Here is a 26,944-nt window from a genome sequence, read left to right as displayed (position 1 = left end):
CTCCGTTCAGGTGGGTGAACGTACGGGGTGGTGCTCCGTGCGCTACAGGTCGCGCTGCGCCGTGTGCAGATTCCGCGGCCGTACCGCGTGCGGGCTGCCGTACAGCTCCAGACGCGTATGCAGATCGCCCGTGAAGTCGGGGACGTCGATCTGCCCGAACTCCCTGACCTCGTCGATGCCGACGGTCGCCGAGTACGGCGCCAGGCCGTCGATCCTGACCAGTCCCGCGCGGGCGTTGGTGACGCGGATGTTCCAGTGGGTGAAGCGGGCCCCGAACAGCGGACCCGCGCTCGCGTCACCGCCGTGGCGGCCGTTGTTGTTCAGGGTGATGTCGGTGCGCACATTGGCGAAGGGCAGGCCGCGATGGCTGTCGAACGTGCCCATCCGCATGTCGCCGCGGGACCAGACGTTGTACGAGGACAGCCCCTCGACGTTGATGCCGTGCAGCTGGGTGTTCGCGGGCGTGGGGCCGGTGCGCTCCTCGATCGTGAAGTCCTCGACGAGGTTGTCGTGCGAGCCCTCGCGGCAGAAGTAGGGATGGTGGGAACCGCGGCCGGTGACACGTGTCCGTCGTAGGGTGCAAGCGGAGGCGGACACGAGACCGAAGCCGTTGTCGACGTGGCGGACGGTCACGTCGTCCACCCAGCAGTCGTACGCGCACTGCAGAACGACCCCGTTGTGCCCCTTGTCCAGCAGATGCGGCTGCTGCGGGGTCTCCGCCGCCTCAAGGGTGAGGCCCTCCACACCCGAACCCGTCAACTCCGTTACATGTGTGGTGAGTTGTGGGTTCCACTCCGGGCGTACGTCGAGCGGGAGGGGACGTTCGAGGGTGACCTTTCGGCCGCGCACCCGGGCGATCCGCACGGGCCATTCGTAGGGGACGTACGACGTCAGTTTCGTCTTGTCGACCCAGGAGTAGGCCTCCGGGCCCGGGCCGCCGCCGCACATGTGCTCAAGCAGGGTGTGGTCCGTGTCGTCGGCCAGTCGGAGGAGGACCAGCGCGCCGGGGCGCAGCGACGACGGGTCCGTCACCGTGACCGTCCAGGAGCCCCGCCGGGCCGGGGCGACCCCCGTGAGCGGGCGCCACTCGTCGCGCCGGTTGCCCGTCCAGCCCTCGAAGGGCCAGGCCTTCGCCCTGATCGCGGCGACGAGGGAGGTCCAACGGGCCCGGGGCGCCAGCCAGATCAGGCCGCCCGCCCAGGACCAGCCCGACTTGTCGCCGCCGTAGCGGGAGCCGTACACCCCGATCAGTTCGGTGAGGTTCTTCGTCGCGTACAGCGTCGTACGGCCGCTGCCGGCGCCCTTGAGGATCACGTTCGACCGGTCCACGCGGATCACGTCGTCGATCCGGAACGTGCCCGGCGGGATGGTGACCGTGCCACCGCCGGCCCTTCCGGCGGCGGCGATGGCACGGTTGATCGCGGGGGCGGAGTCGGTCGCGCCGTCCGCCACGGCGCCGAAGTCACGGACGTCGGCGACCGTGGGGCGGCGGGGGAGGCGGACCGCCCCGCCGTGGCAGCCCGCCCGTCCGATGTACGGGATCTGCGGGTGGGTGAAGGGGGTGCGTGTGAACTCCCGCCACAGGCGCGGGGTGCCGGCCGGCCGGGTTCCCGGGCCGGCCGCCGCCGCGACACCGGAACCGGCCGCTACGGCGATGGCGCTCCCCAGCAGGGAGCGTCTAGTCATGCTCATGACATTCAGCTGGCCGATGGCGGCCTCGTGTGCGTCTCTCATGCCCGTTCGCCCTTCCCATGCTCTTTCATGGATGTGAACGACGTTCAGATGTGCGCTGAGCGGTGAGCATGCCACGGCACACCGAAGGGTGAAAGGGCTAGTGCAGCCTTTATTGGTGTGGACCTTTAAAGGGAGGGGCCTCCTCGCCGGATCAGATGAGTGAACCGGCGAGGAGGCCCCTCCCTCCGCGTAGATCAGTTGCCTGGCAGCCCCCAGCGGGGAGCGTCCTCGTTCGGGCGTACGGGCCTGACAGTCAGGTCGGGCCGGTCGCCCCTGGCGGTGATCAGTGCCGACTCGCCCTTGCGCAGGGGGATCCGGATCGCGCCGTCACCGGCGGGGGAGTACCGCAGCGGGCGGCCCCGCCCGTCCCGGACGTCGACCGGTCCCGCGATCCCGTGCCGTACGACGCAGGGGGCGCCCGCCTCGCTGGCCAGCCGCACCCAGCGGGTGGTGCCCCCTTGACGGCGCGCGCCGAGCAGGAAGGCGCCCTGGGTGCGGAAGTCGTGCACCGCCAGGTCGGCCCAGGCGGCGGGCAGGGCGGGGAACACCCGGATGACGCCGCCCCACGACTGGCACACCATGTCGTGCAGTGACTGCGCGGCGGACAGAGGGGTCTCGATGACCGGCCCCGACTCCTGGTACATGGTGTTGGGCTTGATGAACCGGGTCATCAGCTCGCCGAGATACCGCAACGCGTCCTCGCCCTCGCCGAGCAGCGCGGAGATCGAGGCGGCGCCGGTGAAGGTGTAGCCCTGGAGGGCGCCCTCGAAGCCCACCCAGTGCGCCAGCGACCTCTCGATGAGGGCGCGTTCCTCGGCGGAGTCACCGGTCAGCTCGTACAGCGGGTAGACCGCGAGCAGATGGGAGTAGTGGCGATGGGACTTCGCGAAGGGGATGTCCGCGCCGATCATGAACCCGTTCGCGTCCGTCGGGTACGGCGCCCGCTTCCTCAGCACCTCCCGCCACCGAGGGGCCAACGGGTCGTCGACGCCCAGGAGTTCCGCGGATTCGAGGAGGGTGCGACAGCCCCAGGTCAGGAGCATCAGGTCGTAGTTGCAGTCGCGTGAGTTGCCGCCGTACTCGGGGGAGAAGGTGGCGGGCAGATGCAGTCTGCCGTCCGGGCCGGGCTCCAGGAAGTGCAGGTAGTAGTTGACCGCCCCGCGCAGCAGCGGGAACAGGACGTCCCGGAGGATCGACTTGTCCATGGTGTGCCGGTAGCTGAGCCAGACGTTGTGCAACGCCCAGGTCAGATTGCCGACCTCGGGCGTCGGCGGGTCCTGGCCGGGGATGCCGACGCCGTAGCCCATCAGGGCGCTGGCCGCGCCGTTGACGAGGCTCGGATCGGTGGTGCGGGGGATACCGAGCGAGTCGGCGCGGTACGGGGCCGGCACCTCCTTGGCGAGGTTGTCCCGGTACTCGCTCAACGCCCGTGTGATCGCGTCGAGTTCGAGGTGGTTGGAGCCGTGGACGAGCCAGTACTCCAGCTGCGCGTTCAGGTTCCACCAGGTGTTCGGCCACGGCGTGGGTTCCAGCCAGGGGCCGCAGGTCGCCATCACCGGGGCGTCGCGGCGGGCGGCGGAGGCGGTCTTGTAGAGCTGAATCCAGTAGAAGCGCTGGATACGGGCGTCCGGGACGGACAGGAAGCTCTTGCGGTAGTAGGCGTGCCACCACGCGCGATGGGGTGCGGCCAGGGCGGAGTAGGGCAGTCGGCCGGCGGCGCGGACCGCCGCGAGGGCGCGGCCCAGGGCCGTGGTCCGGGGGTACGAGTGGGCGACATGGACGTACAGCGTCCGCGTCCGGCCCCGGGTCCGCTCCCGCCACGCGGTGACGTGCTGCCCGCCCGCCAGCAGCGGCTGTACGGCGGCCGTCACACCGTCGTGGTCGGCGACCTCGGCGGGCGGGTTGCCCCGGTAGCCGTCCGGCAGCGGCTTGAACGCGGCCCGTGGGCTGATCGCGTCCGCCGGGTGGAACGCCCAGCGGAAGTCGTGCTCGCCCTCGCTCGGCGTCACCTCCACGGCGAGGACCGAACGGTCGTTGTGGACGAGAGCCCGCAGCGACAGCGTGCCCCTGTCCGTGGTGAGCGTGCCGGTCAACTCGGCGTCCCGCAGGGACAGTCGCCAGTCCACGCCGGTGATCGCGCCCACCGGCTCCAGTGTGAAGTGGCCGATCGGCAGCCGGGCCAGACCGAACAGCGAGCCGAACTCCGGCCGGTGGTCCCGCACTTCGGAGTGCTGGACGTTGAAGCGCACCGCCGTCGGCGCGGCGCCCGGCGCGCCACCCGGCTCGGCGTAGATCCCGGAGCCGAGGAAGCCGTTGCCGAGGAACGGGCCCTCGTACCAGGTCGTCGGTATCCGCCGCCACACCAGGTCGGCGTCGTCGAGGACGGTGCGCCAGGGGTCGGCGGCGGTCGCGGCGGCCCCGGTCTCCCGCTGGTCGGCGGTCGCGGTCTGCGCGGGCAGACCCGAGGTCAGCAGGACACCACCGAGGGCGGATCCGGTGGCGAGAACGGTACGTCTGGACGGATCGGGCGCGGAGTGAGAGGTCATGGTGCCTCCAAAACAGGCTCACGCGAATCATCGGAGCTATACCGCGATGAAACATAGGGACAGGGGCGAGCATGCGTCAATGAGGCGGCAATGAGGTGATGACGGGAACGGATAGCTCCGATGTATAGCGGGCGCGTCGGCTCACTCTTCCCGCATCCACGCCCGCGTTCCGAACGAGGCGCACGCCCGTGAGGCCACCGCCGCCGCTCCGCGCAGGGCCCCGACGAAGCCCCGTGACGTCAAGTCGCCCTGAACCGCGAGCTGTTGGGTGAGCGCCCCGTGCAGCACATCACCCGCGCCCAGCGTGTCCGCCACCCGTACGGCCGGCACGTCCACCGTGCCCCCACCGTCCGGGCCCGCCCACACGAGGGGCCGCCCGCCCCGGCTGACCGCCGACCAGGCGACCCCCTGATCCCGCAGGAACCGCAGGGTGTCCGCCGGTGTGCCCGTCTGCGCGATCGTGCCCGGCGGGTGGAAGTCGGCGGAGCAGACGGCCACGTCGACCGACGGCAGCAGCCTCTCCGTGCCGGGCTTCCAACTGCCCCCGTCCAGGACGGTCCGGCGGCCGGCGGCACGCGCGGCGCGGGCGGCGGCCACGGCCAACTCCATGTGGTGGCCGTCGAATTCGACGATGTCGCAGGCCGCCACGAGCGCGTCGAGACCGTCGGGCGGTGCGAGCCGGTGCCCCGCCGCATTGGTCGAGGCGACGGCACGGTCCCCGCTGGACGCGGTCACCAGGACGGACGACACGGCGGGCGGCTCGACCGATTCGGCCGCCAGGTCCACCACGGTCACCCCCAGCCGCTCCAGGTCCGCCGCGACGGCGACGCCCAGCGGATGGCGGCCGATCGCGGTGAGCAGCGTGGCCGCACCGCCCAGGTGGGCGAAGGCGACGGCCGCGCCCGCCGCCGGGCCGCCCGCGGCCACGACCTGCTCACGGGCCGTCAGTTTCTCGTTCGCGCCCGGCACATGGTCGACGAGTTGAACGACATCCAAGGTGCACAGCCCGACGAACAGCCCCCGAGGCCGCCCCCGCCCCGCCACCGCCCGCCCGTGCCCCGACTCCGCCACGCTGTCCCCGTACTCTCCCGCCGCCCGGCCGGCCCGGCGACGCGCTCCACGGCCTCAACTCCCACAGGGCGGACGGTACGTCCACCGGGGCGGTACCGCTGCCGTTCGGCGCGGGTGATCCCGGCATTCCCGCCGCGATCGCCGCACAGCCGCTTGTGAAACCGGGCGCCGGTGAGGCGGTGACGTGGCAGGGTATAGGGGCTCGGGTGTTCGGGTGGTCGTACGCCATGCGTGGCGTGTCCGGAGCACAATGAACCCTGAGAGCAGTGCTTGCCGTCGATCTGTGAGCCCATGGACGACGGCTCCGGTCGTACGGAGAGAAGGAACGATGGGCGAGCACGGTGTCGCCTCGGCCGCGGTCGACGCCAGGGGGCTGATCGTCGCGTGGAGTGCGGGCGCCCGACGGGTGCTGGGATACGGCCCCGGGGAGGTGATCGGCCGGCGGGCGGCCGACCTGCTGGCCGACGCCCTCCCCGCCTCCGCCCGGAGCCGTCTGGCCGAGCCGGGCGACTGGCGCGGCCCCGTGCACGCGCGGCACCGGGACGGTCACGGTGTGGAACTGGAGCTGGAGGCCCATCCGCTCGTGGACGCGGCGGGGGAGAGCCAGTGGTTTCTGACGGCCACGGTGCCGGAGCCCGCCGTGCGGCTGCGGCGCTGGGCCCTGGACCAGCTCCCCGTGCCGATCGCGCTCTTCGACCAGGACGGACTCGCGGTGTCCGCGAACTCCGCGATGGAAGGGGTGATGGGCAGGCCGCAGAAGGACCTGCTCGGCCGCCGGGTGGGGGAGTCGGCCGACGGACGGCGACGGCTCCCGGGCTTCGAGGGACTCGACGACGCGGTGCGGCGCGTCCTGCGCACGGGCGAGCCGATGCCGTACGAGGCCTGGCTGCGCGCGCCGGGCGAGAGCGGTGAGCACGCGTGGCTGGTCTCCCTCAGCCCGTTGAAGGACGCCACCGGCGAGGTCCGGGGCATGTGCCTGGCGGCGATCGACAGCACCGAGCAGTTCCTCGCCCGCCGGCGGCTGAGCATGCTCAACGAGTCCGGCGACCGGATCGGCTCCACCCTGGACGTGACGCGCACCGCCGAGGAACTCGCCGAGGTGTGCACGGACCATCTGGCCGACTTCGTCGTCGTGGACCTGCTGGACTCCGTACTGGCCGGTGAGGAGGCCGGTGAGGAGGCCGCGCACTCGCCCGGTGCCGACCCCCTCGTCTTCCGCCGCTCCGCGCAGCGGTCCGTGCTGGAGGGCTGCCCGGAGGCCGTGATCCCGGTCGGGAGCAGACACACCTACGTCGAGGGGTCGCCGCCGGGCCGCGCGCTGACCACCGGCAGCGCCCTGCTCTACGCGGTCGACGACGTCATCGGCCGGCTGTGGGCCGCGGGCTCCCAGGAGCGTGCCCGCAGCATCGAGGTCCATGGCATCCACTCGATGATGGCCGTGCCGCTGCGCGCCCGGGGCATCACCCTCGGCCTGTCGATCCTCTCCCGCCACCGCACCGCCGAGCCCTTCGGCGAGGACGATCTGCTGCTGGCCGAGGAACTCGCCGCCCGCGCCGCCGTCTGCGTCGACAACGCCCGCCGCTACACCCGCGAACGCGCCATCGCCCTCGAACTGCAACGCAGCCTCCTGCCCCACCGCGCGCCCCGGCAGGCCGCCGTCGAGGTCGCCTCCCGCTACCAGCCGGCCAGCACCCGCGCCGGGATCGGCGGCGACTGGTTCGACGTCATCCCCCTGTCCGGGGCCCGGGTGGGACTGGTCGTGGGCGATGTCGTCGGCCACGGTGTGCAGGCGTCCGCCACCATGGGCCGGCTCCGCACCGCCGTCCGCACCCTCGCCGACGTGGACCTGGCCCCGGACGAGCTGCTCACCCAGCTCGACGACATCGTCCTGCGCCTGGACTCCGAGCGGACGGCGGACGAGGCCGAGGACGCGGAGAGCCCCGGCGAGATCGGGGCCACCTGTCTGTACGCCGTCTACGACCCGGTCTCGCGCCGCTGCTCCATGGCGCGAGCCGGCCACCCGCCACCGGCCCTGATCTCCCCCGACGGCGACGCCGAATTCCTCGACCTGCCCATCGGGCCGCCGCTCGGCGTGGGCGGTCTGCCCTTCGAGACCGCCGAGTTCGACGTCCCCGAGAACAGCGTGTTCGCCTTCTACACCGACGGTCTGGTCCAGGCGGCCGACCGCGACCTGGACGACGGACTCGCGCGGCTGCGCCAGGCGCTGTGCGGCACCGGCCGCCCCCTGGAGGAGACCTGCGACGGAGTCCTGCGGAGCCTGCTGACGGACCGGCCCGTCGACGACGTCGCCCTGCTCCTGGCCCGGACCCGGGCGCTGGACGCCGACCGGGTCGCCACCTGGGACGTGCCCGCCGACCCCGCGTTCGTCGGCCACGCCCGCAAGCTGGCCTGCGACCAGCTCGCCGCCTGGCGGCTGGAGGAGGTCTCCTTCGTCACCGAGCTGGTCGTCAGCGAGCTGGTCACCAACGCCATCCGGTACGGCGGGTCCCCCATTCAGCTGCGTCTGATCCGTGAGACCACGCTGATCTGCGAAGTCTCGGACTCCAGCAGTACCGCTCCGCACATGCGCCGGGCCCGCGCCTTCGACGAGGGCGGCCGGGGCCTCCTGCTCGTCGCCCAGCTCACCCAGCGCTGGGGCAGCCGCCACACCCGCACCGGCAAGACCATCTGGGCCGAGCAGGCGCTCCCCGACGAGGAGCGGAACGCGTAGATCCGCGGCGGCGCCGATGACCGTGGGACTCCTTGACCCCCGGTCGGCGCTCCACGATGCTGTGTTGCGTTGCTTGAGATGCGTGCCGCAATGAGCAACATCAGACTCGGGTCTCACATCAGTCGAGGAGTGGCCATGGCTCACCAGGTCCGTGCTGTCGTCGCGCGGGGCAAGGGCGCCCCTGTCAGCCTGGAAACGATCATCGTGCCCGACCCCGGCCCGGGCGAGGCCCTGGTGAAGATCGAGGCCTGCGGGGTCTGCCACACCGACCTGCACTACCGCGAGGGCGGCATCAACGACGAGTTCCCCTTCCTGCTCGGCCATGAGGCCGCGGGCGTCGTGGAGTCGGTCGGGGAGGGGGTCACCGACGTCGCCCCCGGTGACTTCGTGATCCTCAACTGGCGCGCGGTGTGCGGACAGTGCCGGGCCTGTCTGCGCGGACGCCCCTGGTACTGCTTCAGCACCCACAACGCGAAGCAGAAGATGACCCTGCTCGACGGCACCGAACTCTCGCCCGCGCTGGGCATCGGCGCCTTCGCGGAGAAGACCCTGGTGGCGGCGGGCCAGTGCACGAAGGTCGACCGGGCCGCCTCGGCGGCCGCCGCAGGTCTGCTGGGCTGCGGGGTGATGGCCGGCATCGGCGCGGCCATCAACACCGGCAATGTCGGACGCGGCGACAGCGTGGCGGTCATCGGCTGCGGCGGTGTCGGCGCGGCGGCGGTCGTCGGGTCGAACCTGGCGGGCGCGGCGAGGATCATCGCGGTGGACATCGACGACGCCAAGCTGGACACCGCCAGGAAGCTGGGCGCGACCCACACGGTCAACTCCAGGGACACCGACGCGGTCGAGGCGATCCGCGAGCTGACCGGCGGCTTCGGCGCCGACGTCGTCATCGAGGCGGTCGGCCGCCCCGAGACGTACAAGCAGGCCTTCTACGCCCGCGACCTGGCCGGCACGGTCGTCCTCGTCGGCGTCCCCACCCCGGAGATGAAGCTCGAACTCCCCCTCCTCGACGTCTTCGGCCGCGGCGGCGCCCTGAAGTCCTCCTGGTACGGCGACTGCCTGCCCTCCCGCGACTTCCCGATGCTCATCGACCTGTACCTCCAGGGCCGGCTGGACCTGGACGCCTTCGTCACGGAGACCATCGCCCTGGACGACGTGGAGAAGGCCTTCGAGCGGATGCACCGGGGCGACGTCCTGCGCTCGGTGGTGGTCCTCTGATGGCCGCCCGCATCGAACACCTCGTCACCTCGGGCACGTTCTCGCTGGACGGCGGCACCTGGGACGTCGACAACAACGTCTGGATCGTCGGCGACGACCACGAGGTGATCGTCATCGACGCCGCCCACGACGCCGACGCCATCGCCGAGGCCGTGGGCGACCGCACCCTGCGGGCCATCGTGTGCACCCACGCCCACAACGACCACATCGACGCCGCCCCGGCGCTCGCCGAGCGCACGGGGGCGCCGATCTGGCTGCACCCGGACGACCTGCCGCTGTGGAAGCAGACCCATCCCGACCGGGCGCCCGACGGCGAACTCGCCGACGGCCAGGTCCTCACCGTGGCGGGTGTCGACCTGACCGTGCTGCACACCCCCGGCCACGCTCCCGGGGCGGTCTGTCTCCACGCGCCGGGCCTGACGGCGCTGTTCAGCGGTGACACTCTGTTCGCCGGCGGGCCGGGGGCGACTGGACGGTCCTACAGCCACTTCCCGACGATCGTCGACTCCATCCGCGACCGGCTGCTGACCCTGCCCGGCGACACCGTCGTCCACACCGGCCACGGGGACACGACCACCGTCGCCGCCGAGGCCCCGCACCTCCAGGAGTGGATCGACCGGGGCTTCTGACCACCCGCACAACGACCTCCGCACGGCGCCCGTACCCCCTGTTTCCGCAGGTGGTACGGGCGTTTCGGGCTGCCTTGACGACCGCCCGGTGCCCCGTCCGAAGCGGGCCCTTCGACGCCTTGACAAGGATTCTGGGCGAGCCCCAGACTGTTGTTGCGCTTACCGCAATCCGTTTCGCTATACGCACCCGAGGTGTCATGATGATTCCCGCGTGCCGTCTCGCGGATCTCCCGCGAGGCGAGGCCTTCCGGCTCGACGTCGATCCTCCGGTCTCGGTGTTCCACACCGATGACGGCGAGGTGTTCGCCATCGACGACACCTGCACCCACCAGGACGCCTCGCTCGCCGACGGCTGGCTGGAGGGCTGCGAGGTGGAATGCCCGCTGCATGCTTCGAAGTTCGACCTGAGGACCGGTGCCGTCGACGCCCCGCCCGCCAAGCTCCCGGTGCGGACCCACGAGGTCCTCGTCGAGGACGGCATGATCTACGTCCAGGTGTCCACGGACGCCCCCAACCTGCCGCCCTGCGTGGCGGCCCGGCTCGCCGGAGGCCCCGCGTGAGGACCGTGGCCGTGGTGGGTGCCTCGCTGGCCGGTCTGTCGGCGGCGCGCTCGCTGCGGAAGCAGGGCTACGACGGGCGGCTGGTCGTCATCGGCGACGAGACCCACCGCCCGTACGACAGGCCCCCGCTGTCCAAGGAGTTCCTGGCCGGCGACCTCGGTGAGGCCGACCTCGCCCTGGAGACGGACGGCGAGGACCTGGGGGCGGAGTGGCTGCTCGGCGCCCGCGCCACCGGCCTGGACCGCACCACGCGCGCGGTCCGGCTCGCCGACGGCAGGGAGATCCGGGCCGACGGCCTGGTCATCGCGACCGGCGCCGCCGCACGCCGGCTGCCCGGCTCCGACGGCCTGGCCGGAGTCCATGTCCTGCGCACCCTGGACGACGCCCGCGCCCTGCGGGACGAACTGGCCGGGGGCGGACGGCTGGTCGTGATCGGCGGCGGCTTCGTCGGCGCCGAGGTCGCCTCCACCGCGTACGCCCTCGGGCTGGAGGTCACGGTCGTCGAAGCGGCACCGACCCCGCTCGCCGGTCCGCTCGGCCGGGAAATGGGGAGCATCGTCTCCGCCCTGCATCTGGACCACGGCGTACGGCTGTTGTGCGGCGTCGGCGTCAAGGGCCTGAGCGGCGAGCGCAAGGTCGAGTCCGTCCTGCTGGAGGACGGCCGCGGCATCCCCGCCGACATCGTCGTCGTGGGCGTGGGCGCCCTCCCGTGCGTCGAGTGGCTGGAAGGCTCCGGCGTCACCCTCGACAACGGCGTGAAGTGCGGCGCCGACGGCCGCACCAGCCTGGCCGGTGTGGTCGCGGTCGGCGACTGCGCCTCCTGGTACGACCCCCGCGCGGGCCACCACCGTCGCGTCGAACACTGGACCGGCGCACAGGAACGCCCGGCGGCGGCCGTCGCCACCCTGCTGGCCGGCGGCGCGGTGGAGCCGGGTGTGCCCCGGCCGCCGTACTTCTGGTCGGACCAGTACGGCGTGAAGATCCAGTTCGCCGGCCACGCGGCCGGCGCCGACAGCGTGACGGTCGAGGAAGGCGCACCCGACGACCGCAACGTCCTGGCGGTCTACCGGCGTGCCGGTCTCCCGGTCGCCGTGCTCGGGATGAACCAGCCCCGGCTGTTCACCCGCTGGCGCAAGCAGCTCGCCGCCGCGGCCTGACACCGCGCGGGCTCTCCCACGCTGCGCTTTCCCCTGGCGCGCAGCGTCGCTCCACACCCAACGCCGTCCGGAGTCGCTCTTCCCGGCGCGTGACCGCCCGATCCACGACGTCCCCGAGGAGTGCACCCGTGACCTCGACCAGCCTGCCGGACAGCCTGATCGCCACCCTCCCCGGCTCCTCCTACACGGATCCGGGGATCTTCGCCCAGGAGCAGGAGCACATATTCGAGACCATGTGGTTCTGCGTCGCCCGCTCCTCCGACCTGGCGAAGCCCGGCGCCTTCCGCACCGTCGACGTGGGCCGCGAGAGCATCCTCGTCACCCGCGCCCGGGACCACTCGATCCGCGCCCACTTCAACGTCTGCCGGCACCGCGGCGCCAAGCTCTGCACCGAGGAGAGCGGCGAGGTCAAGCGCGCCTTCCAATGCCCGTACCACGCCTGGACCTACGGCCTGGACGGCAAACTCGTCGCGGCGCCCAACCTCACCAAGATGCCCGACGTCGGCCGCACCGAATACGGCCTGGTGAGCGTGGCCGTCCGTGAATGGCTCGGCTATGTCTGGGTCTGTCTGGCGGAGAACCCGCCCTCCTTCGAGGAGGACGTCATCGCCGATGTCGTCGGCCGCCTCGGCGACGTCGAGTCCATCGAGCACTACGGCATCGAGGACCTCGCGGTCGGCAAACGGATCGTCTACGACGTCAAGGCGAACTGGAAACTCATCATCGAGAACTTCATGGAGTGCTACCACTGCGCCACCATCCACCCCGAACTCACCGAGGTGCTCCCCGAGTTCGCCGACGGCTACGCCGCCCAGTACTACGTGGGCCACGGCGCCGAGTTCGGTGCGGAGGTCCAGGGCTTCACCATCGACGGCTCCGAGGGCCTCGACCGCATCCCCGGCGTCTCCGAGGAGCAGGACCGCCGCTACTACGCGATCACCGTCCGTCCGCAGGTCTTCATCAACCTCGTCCCCGACCATGTGATCTTCCACCGGATGTACCCGGTGGCCGTCGACCGCACGATCGTCGAGTGCGACTGGCTCTACCTCCCGCACGTCGTCGAGAGCGGCAAGGACGTCAGCCGGTCCGTGGAACTCTTCGACCGGGTCAACCGGCAGGACTTCGAGGCGTGCGAGCGGACACAACCCGGAATGCACTCACGGCTGTATGCCAAGGGCGGTGTACTGGTGCCCAGCGAGCACCACATAGGCGCCTTCCACGACTGGGTGACCGAGCGCCTGGGCGGTGGCTCCCGGTAGCCGGGCGGATCAGCCCAGGTAGCCCATGCGGTGGCTGATCTCCTCGGCGCCCTTGATCAGGACGGGGGCCAGCTCGCGCATCCGCTCCTCGGTGAACCGGTACGAGGGGCCGGAGGCGGTGAGCGCCGCGATGACCTCGCCCTCCCGGTCGAGCACCGGCGCGGCCATGGCGTGCAGGCCGATCTCAAGCTCCTCCTGGGTCCAGGCGTAACCGGCCTCCCGTACCTCGACGAGGTGCTTCTCCAGCTTCGTCTTCGAGGTGATGGTGTGCGGTGTGACCTTCTTGAGGCCGGCCTCGGCGAGCAGTGCGGCGCGCTGCTTGGCGGGCAGATAGGCCAGCAGGACCTTGCCGCTCGACGTCGCGTGCAACGGGGTGAGCTGGCCGACCCAGTTGTGCGCGGTGACCGCTCCGGGACCGCGCACCTGGTAGAGGTTGACCGCGTAGTGCTCCTGCAGCACCGCGATGTTGACGGTCTCGCCGATCTCCTCGGCCAGGCTCTCGCAGACCGGGCGGCCCTGCTGGGTGATGTCGATACGGCCCGTCACCGCACCGGCCAGACGCACGATGCCGAACCCGAGGCGGTACTTGCCCCGCTCGCCCGCCTGCTCCACCAGGCCGCGCGCCTCGAGGGCGCCGAGAAGGCGAAAGGCGGTGGACTTGTGTACATCGATTTCCGCGGCCACTTCGCTGACGCCCGCCTCGCCCCGCTTGGCCAGGATCTCCAGAACACTGATGGCGCGGTCCACGGACTGCACTCCGCCGGCCTGCGAGTTCGAGGTTTCCGTGTCGTTGCTGTAGTTGCTCACAGTGAAACTATACGCGCAGTAAACAACACCATTGCAAGTAACGACGGCGAAACATTGACCTTGCAAGTTGCGTCGTTCGCAACCTAGTGCGTATAGCGATACTCGACTAGCATGCTCGCGTATCTACGGCGCGAGCGAGACGAGGCACCATGGCTCCCTTGCAATACGACTTCGTCATCGTCGGCGGCGGATCAGCCGGCTGTGCATTGGCGAACAGACTCTCCGCGGACCCGGCGAACCGGGTGCTGGTGCTGGAGGCCGGCCGGTCCGACTACCCGTGGGACGTCTTCATCCACATGCCCGCGGCGCTGACCTATCCGATCGGCAGCCGGTTCTACGACTGGAAGTACGAGTCCGAACCCGAACCCCATATGGGCGGCAGACGCGTCTACCACGCCCGCGGCAAGGTGCTCGGCGGCTCCAGCAGCATCAACGGCATGATCTTCCAGCGCGGCAACCCCATGGACTACGAACGCTGGGCGGCCGACGCCGGTATGGAGAAGTGGGACTACGCGCACTGTCTGCCGTACTTCCGCCGCATGGAGAACTGTCTCGCGGCCGACCCGGACGACGAGTTCCGCGGCCACGACGGCCCCCTCGTCCTCGAACGCGGCCCCGCGACCAACCCGCTCTTCGGCGCCTTCCTCAAGGCCACCGAGGAGGCGGGCTACGCGCCCACGGACGATGTCAACGGCTACCGGCAGGAAGGTTTCGCCAAGTTCGACCGCAACGTCCACCGCGGACGCCGGCTCTCGGCCTCGAAGGCGTACCTCAAGCCCGCCACCAAGCGCCCCAACCTCACCGTGCGGACCCGCGCCCTCGTCACCCGCGTCCTCTTCGAGGGCAAGAAGGCGGTCGGCGTCGAGTACCGGCGCGGCAAGGGCGCCCCCCAGCAGGTCCGCGCCAGGGAGGTCATCCTCAGCGGCGGCGCCATCAACTCCCCGCAGCTGCTGCAACTCTCCGGCGTCGGCAACGCCGAGGAACTGAGCGCCCTCGGTATCGACGTCGTCCACGACCTCCCGGGCGTCGGCGAGAACATGCAGGACCACCTGGAGGTCTACGTCCAGTACGCCTGCAAGCAGCCCGTCTCCATGCAGCCGTACATGGCGAAGTGGCGCGCCCCCTTCATCGGACTGCAGTGGCTCTTCCGCAAGGGCCCGGCCGCCACCAACCACTTCGAGGCAGGCGGGTTCGCCCGCAGCAACGAGGACGTCGAGTACCCCAACCTGATGTTCCACTTCCTGCCGATCGCCGTCCGCTACGACGGCTCCTCCCCGGCGGGCGGCCACGGCTACCAGGTGCATGTGGGTCCGATGTACTCCGACGCCATCGGCTCGGTGAAGATCAAGAGCAAGGACCCGCGCGAGCACCCGGCGCTGCGGTTCAACTACCTGTCCACCGAGCAGGACCGCCGCGAATGGGTCGAGGCGATCCGCGTGGCCCGCAAGCTCCTCAACCAGCCCGCGATGGCCCCCTACAACGACGGGGAGGTCTCGCCCGGTCCGAAGGTGGAGTCGGACGAGGAGATCCTCGCCTGGGTCGCGAAGGAGGGCGAGACCGCCCTGCACCCGTCCTGCACCTGCAAGATGGGCCCCTCCACCGACGAGATGGCCGTCGTCGACCCGGACAGCATGCGGGTGCACGGCGTCGAGGGGCTGCGTGTGGTGGACGCGTCGGTGATGCCGTACGTCACCAACGGCAACATCTACGCCCCGGTGATGATGATCGCCGAGAAGGCCGCCGACCTGATCCTCGGCAAGGAGCCGCTCGCGCCGTCCAAGGCCGCGTACTACCGCCACCGCGACGCCCGGCAGGCGGGGTAGGGGTTGAGCGCCGCAGGGCTCCGGGCGCTGCTGAGCGGTGTCCGCTACGAGGTGCTGCCCGCGAAGGCGACCGAGGACAAGGTCCTCGCCCATGTTCCGCGCGACGTCGTGGTCACCGTGACGGCGTCGCCGGTCAAGGGCCTGGAACCGACCCTCCACCTGACCACCCGGCTCGCGGCGCACGGCTACCGCGTCGTCCCGCATGTGCCCGCGCGGCTGCTGCGGGACGACGCGCACCTGAAGGACGTCGTCGACCGGCTCCGCGCGGCGGGCGTGGACGACGTCTTCGTGCCGGCGGGCGACGCCGATCCGCCGGCCGGGGAGTACGAGGGTGCGCTGCCGGTGCTCCGCGGGCTCAGCGAGCTGGGCGGGCCCTTCGCGCATGTCGGGGTCACCGGATATCCCGAGAGCCATCCGCTCATCCATGACGATGTCACCGTCCAGGCGATGTGGGACAAGCGGGAGCACGCCACGTATGTCGTGAGCAACCTGTGCTTCGATCCGCGGGTGCTGGGGGAGTGGATCGGCCGGATACGGGGCCGGGGGATCGGTCTGCCCGTGTACGTCGGTGTCGCCGGGCCGGTGCATCGGGCGAAGCTGCTGGCCATGGCGACGAAGATCGGTGTGGGGGAGTCGACGCGGTTCCTGACGAGGCACCCGTCGTGGTTCCTGCGGTTCGCGGCGCCCGGGGGGTATACGCCGGAGCGGCTGTTGGCGCGGGCCGAGGGGGTGCTTGCCGCGCCCTCCTCGGGGGTGGCGGGGCTGCACCTGTTCACCTTCAACCAGGTCGCCGAGACGGAGGCGTGGCGCCTTGCCGTGCTGGAGCGGCTCGGGGGCTGAGGCCTGGACGTGCCGGCCCCTCGAAAGTGCGAGGGACGTATACGAACGCGGGGCGGGACCGGAATCCGGTCCCGCCCCGTCCTCACCTGCCGCTCAGCGGAAGACCACCGTGCGGTTGCCGTCCACCATGACGCGGCTTTCGCTGTGCCACTTCACCGCGTGGGCGAGGACCTGGGCCTCGACGTCGCGGCCCACGGTGACCAGGTCGCCGGGGTCGAGGGAGTGGTCGACCCGGACCACGTCCTGTTCGATGATCTGGCCCTCGTCCAGGTCCGGTGTCACATAGTGCGCGGTGGCGCCGACGAGCTTCACCCCGCGGTCGTAGGCCTGGTCGTACGGCTTCGCGCCCTTGAAGCTGGGGAGGAAGGAGTGGTGGATGTTGATGGCACGGCCCTCGAACTGCTTGCACAGGTCGTCGGAGAGGATCTGCATGTACCGGGCCAGCACCACCAGGTCGATGTCCAGGTCGCGGACCAGCTCCAGCAGACGCGCCTCCGCCGCGTCCTTGGTGTCCCTGGTGACGGGGATGTGGTGGAAGGGGATGCCGTAGGTCTCCGCCAGCCCCTCGAAGTCCCGGTGGTTGGAGACGATGGCGGGGATCTCGATGTTGAGGGCGCCGGTGCGCTGACGGAAGAGCAGGTCGTTCAGGCAGTGGCCGAACCGGGAGACCATGATGAGCGTCCGGGTCGGGGTCGACGCCTCGCTCAGGGTCCAGGAGATGCGGTACGCCTCGGCCACGGGACCGAATCGGTAACGCAGAGTTTTCATGTTCGCGTCCGGGTCGGAGACGTCGAAGTGGACCCTCATGAAGAAACGGCCCTGGAGACGATCATCGAATTGCTGGCTCTCCAGGATGTTGCCGGAGTTCCTGACCAGGAAGCCGCTCACCGCGTGGACCAGTCCGGCGCTGTCGGGACAGGAGAGGGTGAGGACGAACTCACGGCCAGGTTGCGGTCGAGGGAACCTAACAGACACGGCGGCCTCCGTCGGTGCGTATTGCACAACAAGGTGAGCGATACGCAACATGGTCGGCTCGGTGCCGCCCGCGGTCAAGAGTGGTCGGGGAAGTGCTCCCATGGTGAAATCGTCATCAGCCAACCCCTTGACGTACATCTACGGCGTTCGCAAAGGTGTTCCACCACAAGCAATTGAATGCACGATGCGCAACGCATTTCGGCTGAAGGGCTTGGCGCGTGGCAGACCTGTATGTGGCTGGGGAATGGCGGGATCCGGTGGCCGGAGGGCGCCGGGAGATCCGCTGTCCCGCTGACGGCACGCTCACCGCGACCGTTTCGGAAGGGACACGTCCCGACACCGAGGCGGCCATCGCCGCGGCCCGCGTCGCCTTCGACGAGGGCCCCTGGCCGCACACCCCCGAGCGGGAGCGCGGCGCCCTGCTGCTGCGCACCGCCGACCTCATCGAGCGCGACGCCAAGGAGTTCGCCCGCGCCGAGTCGCTGGACTCCGGCAAGCGGCTGGTGGAGAGCGAGTACGACATCGCCGACGTCGTCTCCTGCTTCCGCTACTACGGCGGCCTCGGCGGCACCGACGCCGGCCGGGTGATCGACACCGGACGCGACGACGCCGTCAGCCGCGTGATCTACGAGCCCATCGGCGTCTGCGGGCTCATCACCCCGTGGAACTACCCCCTGCTGCAGGCCAGTTGGAAGGTCGCCCCGGCCCTCCTCGCCGGCAACACCATCGTCCTCAAGCCCAGCGAACTGACCCCCTCCACCTCGATCCTGCTGATGAAGGCGCTGGAGGAGGCCGGGCTTCCGGCCGGCGCCGCCAACCTCGTCCTGGGCACCGGGCCCGAGGTCGGCGCCCTGCTCTCCGAGGACCCGCGCGTCGACATGGTCTCCTTCACCGGCGGACTGGACACCGGCAGACGGATCATGGCCACCGCCGCGGCGACCGTGAAGAAGGTGGCCCTGGAACTCGGCGGCAAGAACCCCAACGTGATCTTCGCCGACGCCGACTTCGAGACGGCCGTGGACTTCGCGCTCACCGCCGTCTTCCTGCACTCGGGCCAGGTCTGCTCGGCCGGCGCCCGGCTGATCGTCGAGGACTCGCTCCACGACCGCCTCGTCGACGAGGTCGTGCGCCGCGCCCGGCAGATCCGGCTCGGCGGCCCCTTCGACCCCGAGGCGGAGACCGGGGCGCTGATCTCCGCCCAGCACCGGGATAAGGTCGAGGCCTACGTCGCGGCGGGGATCGCCGAGGGCGCCGTGCTGCGCTGCGGCGGCGCCCGGCCCGACGACCCGGCCCTCGCGGACGGCCACTACTACCCGCCGACGGTGCTCGACGAGTGCCGACAGGACATGCGCGTGGTGCACGAGGAGTCCTTCGGGCCCGTCCTCACCGTGGAGCGCTTCACCGACGAGGACGACGCCGTACGCATCGCCAACGACACCGAGTACGGCCTCGCCGGAGCCGTCTGGACGCAGGACGCGGGCAAGGCCCAGCGGGTCGCCCGGCGGCTGCGCCACGGCACGGTGTGGATCAACGACTACCACCCCTATGTGCCGCAGGCGGAATGGGGTGGCTTCGGGCATTCGGGCGTGGGCCGGGAGTTGGGACCGACCGGCCTGAACGAGTACCGAGAGCCCAAACACATCTGGCAGAACATCCAACCCCGGCCGCAACACTGGTTCCGCGGCTGAATGCCGAGAAGAGGTCGATCGTGACCCCAACACAGACCGAGGCGCCGGAGCGGCGCAGCACCCCCGAGGACTCGGACGGTACTCCGGTCATATCCGTGCGCCGGCTGTGGAAGGTGTTCGGGCCGAAGGCAGACCGGGTGCCGGAGTCCGAGGAACTGTGCGGGCTCACCCGCCGTGAGCTGATGGACCGTACGGGATGCACCGCCGCCGTACGCGATGTGAACTTCGACGTCCGCAAGGGCGAGGTCTTCGTCGTCATGGGGCTGTCCGGCTCCGGCAAGTCCACGCTGGTGCGATGTCTGACCCGGCTGATCGAACCCACCGCCGGGGAGATCGTCTTCGAGGGCGAGGACATCCGCGAGGCGGACCCCAGACGCCTGCGCGACCTCAGGCGCCGTAAGTTCTCCATGGTCTTCCAGCACTTCGGGCTGCTGCCCCACCGCCGCGTCGTCGACAACGTGGCCTTCGGCCTGGAGATCCGCGGCCTGAGCAGGGCCGAGCGCACCCGGCGGGCCCTGGAGGTCGTCGAACTGGTCGGTCTCTCCGGCTACGAGAACTCCTACCCCGACCAGCTCTCCGGCGGTATGCAGCAGCGCGTCGGCCTCGCCCGGGCCCTGGCCGGCGACCCGGACGTCCTCTTCTTCGACGAGCCCTTCTCGGCCCTCGACCCGCTGATCCGCCGTGACATGCAGAACGAGGTCATCCGGCTGCACCACGAGGTCGGCAAGACCATGGTGTTCATCACCCACGACCTCTCCGAGGCCCTCAAGCTCGGCGACCGCATCCTCATCATGCGCGACGGCAAGATGGTCCAGTGCGGCACCGGCGACGAACTGGTCGGGGCCCCGGCCGACGACTACGTCCGCGAGTTCGTCAAGGACGTCCCCCGCGCCGACGTGCTCACCCTGCGCTGGATCATGCGCCCGCTGAACGACGGCGACGCCCTGGACGGCCCCGAACTCGGCCCGGACGTCGTGGTGCGGGAGGCCACCCGGGCGGTCCTCGCGGCCGACAAGCCGGTCAAGGTCGTCGAGAACGGCGAACTGCTCGGCATCGTCGGCGACGAGGAGATCCTCGCGGTGGTCGCCGGGCAGGAAGGCGGCGTGTGATGACCGTCGCCGTGGAGAAACCGGAACAGCCGGAACCACCCCAGAAGCCGGAACAGCCCGCCAAGGCCGACTCCGCGCCGCCGGCCGCCTCGCCCGCCGCCCGGGTGCGCAAGGTCGGACGGGGCACGGTGGTCGCCGTGATCCTGGTCGCCTGGCTGGTGCTCTTCGCCGTACTGCGCGGCAAGCACACCCTCACCCTGGCCGCCGCCGACCTCACGGACCTGCACCGCTGGATCAACGACCTCAACGATTCCGTCGGCGCCAACCGCAACTCCAACCCGCTCTTCCTGTACTTCTTCAACGAGATCCGGCTGGTCATCGACACCCTGGTGACCTTCGTCCAGGAACTGATCTCCCAGCCCTCCGCCGACCGTCCCCTCCCGCAGATCGGCTGGCTCGGCGTCGTCGGTATCGCGGGCTATGTCTCCTGGGCCGTGGGCAACTGGCGGGTCGCCCTCCTGGCCGTGGCCGGCTTCACCTTCTTCGGGCTGCAGGGCCTGTGGCAGGAGAGCATGGACACCCTGGCGCTCACCGTCTCCGCGGTGTTCGTGGCGCTGCTGTTCGCGATCCCGCTGGGCGTGTGGGCGGGCCTGTCCGAGCGGTTCAACCGGGTCGTGACACCGTTCCTGGACTTCATGCAGACGATGCCGACCTTCGTCTACCTCGCCCCGCTCACCCTGTTCTTCCTCATCGGCGGCGCCTCCGCCACGATCGCCACCGTGATCTACGCGGCGCCGCCCGCGATCCGTATCACCGCGCACGCCATCCGCTCGGTGCCCGAGACCACCGTCGAGGCGGGCGACTCGCTGGGCGCGACCCGATGGCAGTCGTTGCTGAAGATCCTGCTGCCGATGTCCAAGCGGACCGTGGTGATGGGCGTCAACCAGTCGATCATGGCCGCCCTGGCGATGGTGACCATCGCGGCCCTGATCGACGCGCCCGGACTCGGCCACACCGTCCTGCAGGCCCTGCAGTCGCTCGACGTGGGCACGGCCTTCAACGCGGGCCTCGCCATCGTCGTCATGGCGATCGTCCTCGACCGGGTCACCACCGCCGCCAGCGCACGCCAGGAGACGGCCCGCCGCTCGGACGGCCGGTTCGCCGGCTGGCGACGACCGCTGCTGGCCGTGGGCGGTGTGGTCACGGTCGTCCTCGTCTATATGTCACACACCTATGTGTGGGCCGCCGAGTTCCCCGGCGAGGGCGGCGTCGGCTCCTCCATCGCGAAAGCGGCGGACACCACGACCACCTGGGTGCAGGACAGCCTCTCCGGTCTCACCAACGCCTTCCGTGACGCCCTCACCAACGGGCTGCTCAACCCGTTCCAGTCGCTGCTCACCGACTCCCCGTGGTGGCTCGTCGCCGCGGTGCTCATCGCATTGGGCACGGTGGTCGGAGGATGGCGCGCGGGAGTCACCGCCGCCGTCTGCGTGGGGCTGCTGCTCGGCACGGGCCTGTGGTCGGACAGCATGACCACCCTGGCGTCGACCCTCGTCGCGACGGTCCTGGTGATGCTGCTCGGCATGGCCTTCGGCGTGTGGATGGGCCGCAGCGCGGTCGTCGACCGGGTCCTGCGGCCCACACTGGACGCGGCGCAGGTCATGCCGCCGTTCGTCTATCTGGTGCCGTTCCTCGCCCTGTTCGGTGCGACCCGCTTCACGGCCATCGTCGCCGCGATCGTCTACGCCGCACCGGTCGCCATCAAGATCATCGCGGACGGGGTACGGGCCGTGCCCGCGGCCACGGTCGAGGCGGCCACCTCCGCCGGGTGCAACACCTGGCAGATCATCACCAAGGTTCAGCTGCCGATGTCACGCAGTGCCCTGACGCTCGCCACCAACCAGGGCCTGATCTACGTGCTGTCGATGGTTGTGGTGGGCGGCCTGGTGGGAGCCGGCGCCCTCGGCTACGACGTCGTGGCCGGATTCTCGCAGGGGCAGTTGTACGGGAAGGGACTCGCGGCGGGACTCGCCATCGTCCTTCTCGGAGTCATGTTCGACCGAATCACTCAGGCAGCGGCGCGACGCGTCAGCGCATAAGGAGCACCGACCATGGCAACACGGATACGACAGTGGAGAGCCGGCGTGGCCGGACTGGCCGTTCTCGGTCTCGCCCTCACCGCGTGCGGTGGCGCGAAGGTCGGCGACGACTCCTCGGGCTCGGAGGGCTCGGGCGACTCCGGCAAGTGCGGCACCTTCAACCTGGCCGTCAACCCCTGGGTGGGCTACGAGGCGAACGCGGCGGTCGTCGCGTACGTCGCGGAAACCGACCTCGGCTGCAAGGTCACCAAGAAGGACCTCAAGGAGGAGATCGCCTGGCAGGGCTTCGGGACGGGCGAGGTCGACGCCGTCATCGAGAACTGGGGCCACGACGACCTCAAGAAGAAGTACATCACCGACCAGAAGACCGCCGTCGAGGCCGGCCAGACCGGCAACAAGGGTCTGATCGGCTGGTACGTGCCGCCGTGGCTGGCGAAGGAACACCCCGACATCACCGACTGGAACAACCTCGACAAGTACGCCGACAAGTTCAAGACCTCCGAGTCGGGCGGCAAGGGCCAGCTCCTCGACGGCGACCCGTCGTTCGTCACCAACGACGAGGCCCTCGTGAAGAACCTGAAGCTGGACTTCAAGGTGGTGTACGCGGGCAGCGAGACCGCGCTCATCCAGGCCTTCCGGGACGCCGAGAAGAACAAGAAGTGGGTGATCGGCTACTTCTACGAGCCGCAGTGGTTCATGGCCGAGGTGCCGCTGGTGAAGGTCAAGCTGCCGGAGTACAAGGCGGGTTGCGACGCCGACACGGAGAAGGTCGCCTGCGACTATCCCGTCTACGACCTCGACAAGATCGTCAGCACGAAGTTCGCCAAGTCCGGCAGCCCCGCCTATGACCTGGTCAAGAACTTCACCTGGACGAACGAGGACCAGAACACCGTGGCCAAGTACATCGCCGTGGAAAAGATGACGCCCGAGGCGGCGGCCAAGAAGTGGGTCGACGCGAACCGGGCGAAGGTCGACGCCTGGATCAAGTAGCGCCTGAGGTCGGGTCGAGCATGGCTGCCCGGTGGGCGGCGCGCGTACGCGTGCGCCGCCTGCCGGGCATCGGTGTGTTCCCACCCCCGCCGCGGCTGGATGGTGCCGGGCCGGGGCATTTCAGCCCGTCCGGCGTTTGAGGACGAGCGCCTTCAGCGCGAAAGGGGGGCCTGGGGGCGCGGCCCCCGGATGGGACGGGCAGGGGCGGCGGGGGCGAGAAAAACGGCAGTGGCCGGGCCCCTTTCCGGCCTCCCGGACCCTCTTGACACCCCCTCCCCGAGGCAGGCACATTGAGTTGCGCAACCTGAACCACGTTGCGCAGCAAGCAACTGAACCGGCTGGACGAGTCTTCAATCGGAGGTGCGGCGATGGCGGGACCCCGAGTGGTCATCATCGGAGCGGGCGTCGTGGGCGCGGCACTCGCGGACGAGATCTCCGCGCGCGGCTGGACCGAAGTGACCGTGGTCGACCAAGGCCCCCTCCCCGCCACCGGGGGCTCCTCGTCACACGCCCCGGGCCTGGTCTTCCAGACCAACCCCTCCAAGACCATGACCGAGCTGGCGCGCTACACCGTCGAGAAGTTCTGCTCCCTCGACGTCGACGGCCAGCCCTGTTTTCTCCAGGTCGGCGGCCTCGAAGTGGCCACCACCCCCGAGCGCCTCACCGAACTGCACCGCCGCCACGGCTGGATCACCGCCTGGGGCATCGAGTCCCGCCTGCTGACCGCCGACGAATGCGTGGAGCAGCACCCGCTGGTCAACCGCGACCGGGTCCTCGGCGGCCTCCTGGTCCCCACCGACGGCCTCGCCAAGGCCGTCCTCGCCGTCGAGGCCCAGATCCGCCGCGCCACCGAACGCGGCGTGACCTTCCTGGCCCGCCACGAGGTCCTCGACGTGCTCCACACCGACGGCGAGATCACCGGCGTCCGCACCGACCAGGGCGATCTGGACGCCGACATCGTCGTGTGCTGCGCCGGCATCTGGGGTCCGAAGATCGCCCGCATGGTCGGCATGAACCTGCCGCTCACCCCGCTCGCCCACCAGCTCGCCTGGACCGGTCCGGTCCCGGCGCTGGCCGGCCAGACCGAGGAGGCGGTGCGGCCGATCCTGCGCCACCAGGACGCCGACCTCTACTACCGCGACCGCTTCGACGCCCTCGGCATCGGCTACTACGGCCACCGCCCGATGCCCATCACCGCCGACGAGATCCTCTCCGTGGACGAGGCCGACGCGATGCCGTCGGTCCTGAAGTTCACCGAGGAGGACTTCGCCGACGCCTGGACCGAGACCCAGTCCCTCCTCCCGGCCACGGCCGAGGCCAAGGTCGAGGAGGGCATCAACGGTCTGTTCTCCTTCACCACCGACGGCTACCCGCTCCTCGGCGAGTCCCCGGACGTCAAGGGCTTCTGGGTCGCCGAGGCCGTCTGGGTCACCCACTCCGCCGGTGTCGGCCGGGCCGTCGCCGAATGGCTGGTCGACGGCCACTGCTCCTCCTTCGACCTGCACGAGTGCGACGTCAACCGCTTCGAGCCGCACCAGCTGTCCCCGGAGTACGTCCTCGCCCGCGACTGCCAGAACTTCGTCGAGGTCTACGACATCCTCCACCCCCTCCAGCCCTCGGGCGATCCCCGGCCGATCCGCCGGAGCCCCTTCCACGCCCGCCAGCAGGAACACGGCGCGGTCTTCCTGGAGGCGAACGGCTGGGAGCGCCCGCAGTGGTACGAGGCCAACGCCGGGCTGGTCGAGGGCCGCAACATCCCGACCCCCAACGACTGGGCGGCGCGCTACTGGTCGCCCATCGTCGGCGCCGAGGCCCAGGCCACCCGCGAGACCGTCGCCATGTACGACATGACGGCCCTCAAGCGCCTTGAGGTCACCGGCCCCGGTGCCGCCGCGTTCCTGGAGCGCCTGGTCACCGGCAAGGTCGCCAAGTCCGTCGGCTCGGTGACGTACACCCTGCTGCTGGACCACGACGGCGGCATCCGCAGCGACATCACGGTCGCCCGCCTCGGCCGCGACCTGTTCCAGGTCGGCGCCAACGGCAACCTGGACCTCGACTGGTTCACCCGCCACCTCCCCGCCGACGGCACGGTCCAGGTCCGCGACATCACCCCCGGCACCTGCTGCGTCGGCCTGTGGGGGCCCCTCGCCCGCAAGGTCCTCCAGCCCCTCACGGACGAGGACTTCACCAACGACGGCCTGAAGTACTTCCGCGCCAAGCGCGCCCACATCGGCTCCGTCCCGGTCACGGCCATGCGGCTGTCGTACGTCGGCGAACTCGGCTGGGAGCTGTACACCACAGCCGACCTCGGCCAGAAGCTGTGGGACACCCTGTGGGCCGCCGCCCAGCCCCTCGGCGGCGTCATCGCCGGGCGCGGCGCCTTCAACAGCCTCCGCCTGGAGAAGGGCTACCGCTCCTTCGGCACCGACATGACGTACGAGCACGACCCCTACGAGGCCGGCGTCGCCTTCGCCGTCAAGCTCGACAAGGACGACTTCGTCGGCAAGGCGGCGCTGGAGCGGCGGGCCGCCGACGTACGGCGGAAGCTGACGTGTCTCACGATCGAGGACCCGCGGGCGGTCGTCATGGGCAAGGAGCCGGTGTACGACGGCGAGCGGGCCGTCGGGTACGTCACGAGCGCGGCGTACGGCTACACCATCGGGAAGGGGATCGCGTACGCGTGGCTGCCGGCGGAGGTGGCGGTGCCGGGGGCCACGGTGCACATCGGGTACTTCGATCAGCGCGTCGAGGCGGTTGTGGGCGAGGAGCCGTTGTTCGATCCGTCGATGTCCCGGTTGCGTGGGTGAAGGGTTTGAAGGGGGTGCCTCGCCGGGTTCTTCCCTTCGGGGGGCGCCCCCACTTCAGGATTGTCGGAAGGAGTGCCGTCGGTGAGTGCGCAACTGCTTGATGGGAAGGCCACGGCCGCCCTTGTTCGCCGTGAACTCGCCGAGCGGGTCGCCAAGTTGACCGCCGGCGGTGGGCGTCCGCCCGGGCTCGGTACCGTTCTCGTCGGTGATGATCCCGGCAGCCGTGCGTACGTCGGCGGCAAGCATCGGGACTGTGCCGAGGTGGGGATCGCCTCGATCCGGCGTGAACTGCCCGCCGATGCCACCCAGCGGCAGGTCGAGGACGTCATCGACGAGCTGAACGCCGACCCGGCCTGTACCGGGTACATCGTGCAGCTCCCGCTGCCGCGCCATCTGGACGCCAACGCCGTACTGGAGCGGATGGACCCGGCCAAGGACGCCGACGGGCTGCATCCCGTCAGCCTCGGGCGGCTCACCCTCGGGGTCGAGGCGCCGCTGCCGTGCACCCCGCGCGGCATCGTCGAACTGCTCCGCCGGTACGAGGTGCCGCTCGACGGTGCGCGGGTGTGTGTGATCGGCCGGGGCATCACGGTCGGCCGCCCCCTCGGGCTCCTCCTCACCCGCCGCTCCGAGAACGCCACCGTGACCCTGTGCCACACCGGAACCAAGGGCCTGGCCTGGCATGTCCGCGAGGCCGACATCGTCGTCGCGGCGGCCGGCTCGCCCGGACTGATCACCGCCGACATGCTCCGCCCGGGCGCGACGGTCCTGGACGTCGGTATCACCCGCACGGACAGCGGACTGGTCGGCGATGTGCACCCCGGCGCACGGCAGGTGGCCGGCCGGGTCGCGCCGATGCCCGGCGGGGTCGGCCCCATGACCCGGGCGATGCTCCTCGCGAACGTCGTCGAGGCCGCCGAGAGGAACGCGAACGCCGTATGAACCTGTCCCTTCCCGA

The 26,944-nt window shown here is 70.5% G+C and carries 19 protein-coding genes; 14 read left to right on the top strand and 5 right to left on the bottom strand.

Features of this window, described 5'->3' with window-relative positions; genetic code table 11:
- Positions 1-42: 42 nt before the first annotated feature.
- The 3 genes from ABT147_RS02160 to ABT147_RS02150 all read right to left on the bottom strand — a co-directional run bounded on the left by ABT147_RS02160 (position 43) and on the right by ABT147_RS02150 (position 5,351).
- Complete coding sequence (locus ABT147_RS02160; protein WP_351401746.1) at positions 43-1,734, bottom strand: glycosyl hydrolase family 28-related protein; 1,692 nt, start codon at positions 1,732-1,734, stop codon at positions 43-45.
- Positions 1,735-1,928: 194 nt separating this feature from the next.
- Complete coding sequence (locus ABT147_RS02155) at positions 1,929-4,280, bottom strand: glycosyl hydrolase family 95 catalytic domain-containing protein (RefSeq protein WP_351401744.1); 2,352 nt, start codon at positions 4,278-4,280, stop codon at positions 1,929-1,931.
- Positions 4,281-4,421: 141 nt separating this feature from the next.
- On the bottom strand, positions 4,422-5,351 hold the full coding sequence (locus ABT147_RS02150) for a PfkB family carbohydrate kinase (protein ID WP_351401742.1): 930 nt from the start codon (positions 5,349-5,351) through the stop codon (positions 4,422-4,424).
- Between the two features lie 328 nt (positions 5,352-5,679).
- Here ABT147_RS02150 and ABT147_RS02145 point away from each other — a divergent pair, with 328 nt between their 5' ends.
- From ABT147_RS02145 to ABT147_RS02120, 6 genes are all read left to right on the top strand, one after another.
- A complete protein-coding gene (locus ABT147_RS02145; RefSeq protein WP_351401741.1) occupies positions 5,680-8,082 on the top strand; it encodes a SpoIIE family protein phosphatase in 2,403 nt (800 codons plus the stop codon).
- A gap of 135 nt (positions 8,083-8,217) precedes the next feature.
- The gene (locus tag ABT147_RS02140) at positions 8,218-9,303 is read left to right on the top strand and encodes an S-(hydroxymethyl)mycothiol dehydrogenase (RefSeq protein WP_351401739.1); all 1,086 of its coding nucleotides are present in this window, start codon (positions 8,218-8,220) and stop codon (positions 9,301-9,303) included.
- Complete coding sequence (locus tag ABT147_RS02135) at positions 9,303-9,932, top strand: MBL fold metallo-hydrolase (protein ID WP_351401737.1); 630 nt, start codon at positions 9,303-9,305, stop codon at positions 9,930-9,932. The genes ABT147_RS02140 and ABT147_RS02135 overlap by 1 nt, the downstream gene beginning before the upstream one ends.
- A 197-nt stretch (positions 9,933-10,129) precedes the next feature.
- Positions 10,130-10,492, top strand: coding sequence for a bifunctional 3-phenylpropionate/cinnamic acid dioxygenase ferredoxin subunit (locus ABT147_RS02130; protein WP_351401735.1), 363 nt, complete (start codon positions 10,130-10,132; stop codon positions 10,490-10,492).
- A complete protein-coding gene (locus ABT147_RS02125) occupies positions 10,489-11,649 on the top strand; it encodes an NAD(P)/FAD-dependent oxidoreductase (protein WP_351401733.1) in 1,161 nt (386 codons plus the stop codon). Before ABT147_RS02130 ends, ABT147_RS02125 begins: the two co-directional genes overlap by 4 nt.
- Positions 11,650-11,777: 128 nt before the next feature.
- Positions 11,778-12,908: an aromatic ring-hydroxylating oxygenase subunit alpha gene (locus ABT147_RS02120; protein WP_351401731.1), complete on the top strand. Its 1,131-nt coding sequence runs from the start codon at positions 11,778-11,780 to the stop codon at positions 12,906-12,908.
- A 9-nt stretch (positions 12,909-12,917) separates the two neighbouring features.
- On the opposite strand, the gene ABT147_RS02115 is transcribed toward ABT147_RS02120, so the two are convergent.
- Complete coding sequence (locus tag ABT147_RS02115) at positions 12,918-13,664, bottom strand: IclR family transcriptional regulator (protein ID WP_351401957.1); 747 nt, start codon at positions 13,662-13,664, stop codon at positions 12,918-12,920.
- Between the two features lie 200 nt (positions 13,665-13,864).
- Here ABT147_RS02115 and betA point away from each other — a divergent pair, with 200 nt between their 5' ends.
- A complete protein-coding gene (gene betA / locus ABT147_RS02110) occupies positions 13,865-15,538 on the top strand; it encodes a choline dehydrogenase (protein ID WP_351401729.1) in 1,674 nt (557 codons plus the stop codon).
- A 3-nt stretch (positions 15,539-15,541) separates the two neighbouring features.
- Positions 15,542-16,378 carry a methylenetetrahydrofolate reductase gene (locus ABT147_RS02105; RefSeq protein WP_351401726.1) on the top strand — a complete coding sequence of 279 codons (837 nt, stop codon included), beginning with the start codon at positions 15,542-15,544 and terminating at the stop codon, positions 16,376-16,378.
- 93 nt (positions 16,379-16,471) lie between these two features.
- Here the strand turns inward: ABT147_RS02105 and purU are convergent, their stop codons facing one another.
- On the bottom strand, positions 16,472-17,353 hold the full coding sequence (gene purU / locus ABT147_RS02100) for a formyltetrahydrofolate deformylase (protein WP_351401724.1): 882 nt from the start codon (positions 17,351-17,353) through the stop codon (positions 16,472-16,474).
- Positions 17,354-17,571: 218 nt separating this feature from the next.
- Between purU and ABT147_RS02095 the strand changes: the two genes are divergently transcribed.
- The 6 genes from ABT147_RS02095 (at position 17,572) to ABT147_RS02070 (ending at position 26,928) form a co-directional block, all read left to right on the top strand.
- Entirely contained in the window at positions 17,572-19,041 is a 1,470-nt protein-coding gene (locus tag ABT147_RS02095) for an aldehyde dehydrogenase family protein (protein WP_351401722.1), read from the top strand.
- A 20-nt stretch (positions 19,042-19,061) separates the two neighbouring features.
- Positions 19,062-20,150 carry a quaternary amine ABC transporter ATP-binding protein gene (locus ABT147_RS02090; RefSeq protein ID WP_351401720.1) on the top strand — a complete coding sequence of 363 codons (1,089 nt, stop codon included), beginning with the start codon at positions 19,062-19,064 and terminating at the stop codon, positions 20,148-20,150.
- Complete coding sequence (locus ABT147_RS02085; RefSeq protein ID WP_351401718.1) at positions 20,150-22,189, top strand: ABC transporter permease; 2,040 nt, start codon at positions 20,150-20,152, stop codon at positions 22,187-22,189. Before ABT147_RS02090 ends, ABT147_RS02085 begins: the two co-directional genes overlap by 1 nt.
- A 12-nt stretch (positions 22,190-22,201) precedes the next feature.
- Entirely contained in the window at positions 22,202-23,179 is a 978-nt protein-coding gene (locus tag ABT147_RS02080) for an ABC transporter substrate-binding protein (RefSeq protein WP_351401716.1), read from the top strand.
- A 368-nt stretch (positions 23,180-23,547) separates the two neighbouring features.
- Entirely contained in the window at positions 23,548-25,986 is a 2,439-nt protein-coding gene (locus ABT147_RS02075; protein ID WP_351401714.1) for a GcvT family protein, read from the top strand.
- Between the two features lie 81 nt (positions 25,987-26,067).
- The gene (locus tag ABT147_RS02070) at positions 26,068-26,928 is read left to right on the top strand and encodes a bifunctional methylenetetrahydrofolate dehydrogenase/methenyltetrahydrofolate cyclohydrolase (protein WP_351401712.1); all 861 of its coding nucleotides are present in this window, start codon (positions 26,068-26,070) and stop codon (positions 26,926-26,928) included.
- Positions 26,929-26,944 lie beyond the last annotated feature (16 nt).

Source organism: Streptomyces sp. NPDC001868, assembly GCF_040297125.1.
In the GTDB taxonomy this organism is placed as follows: domain Bacteria; phylum Actinomycetota; class Actinomycetes; order Streptomycetales; family Streptomycetaceae; genus Streptomyces.
Note: the sequence above shows the minus strand (reverse complement) of the source record. Positions and strands in the feature narration are given on the sequence as shown.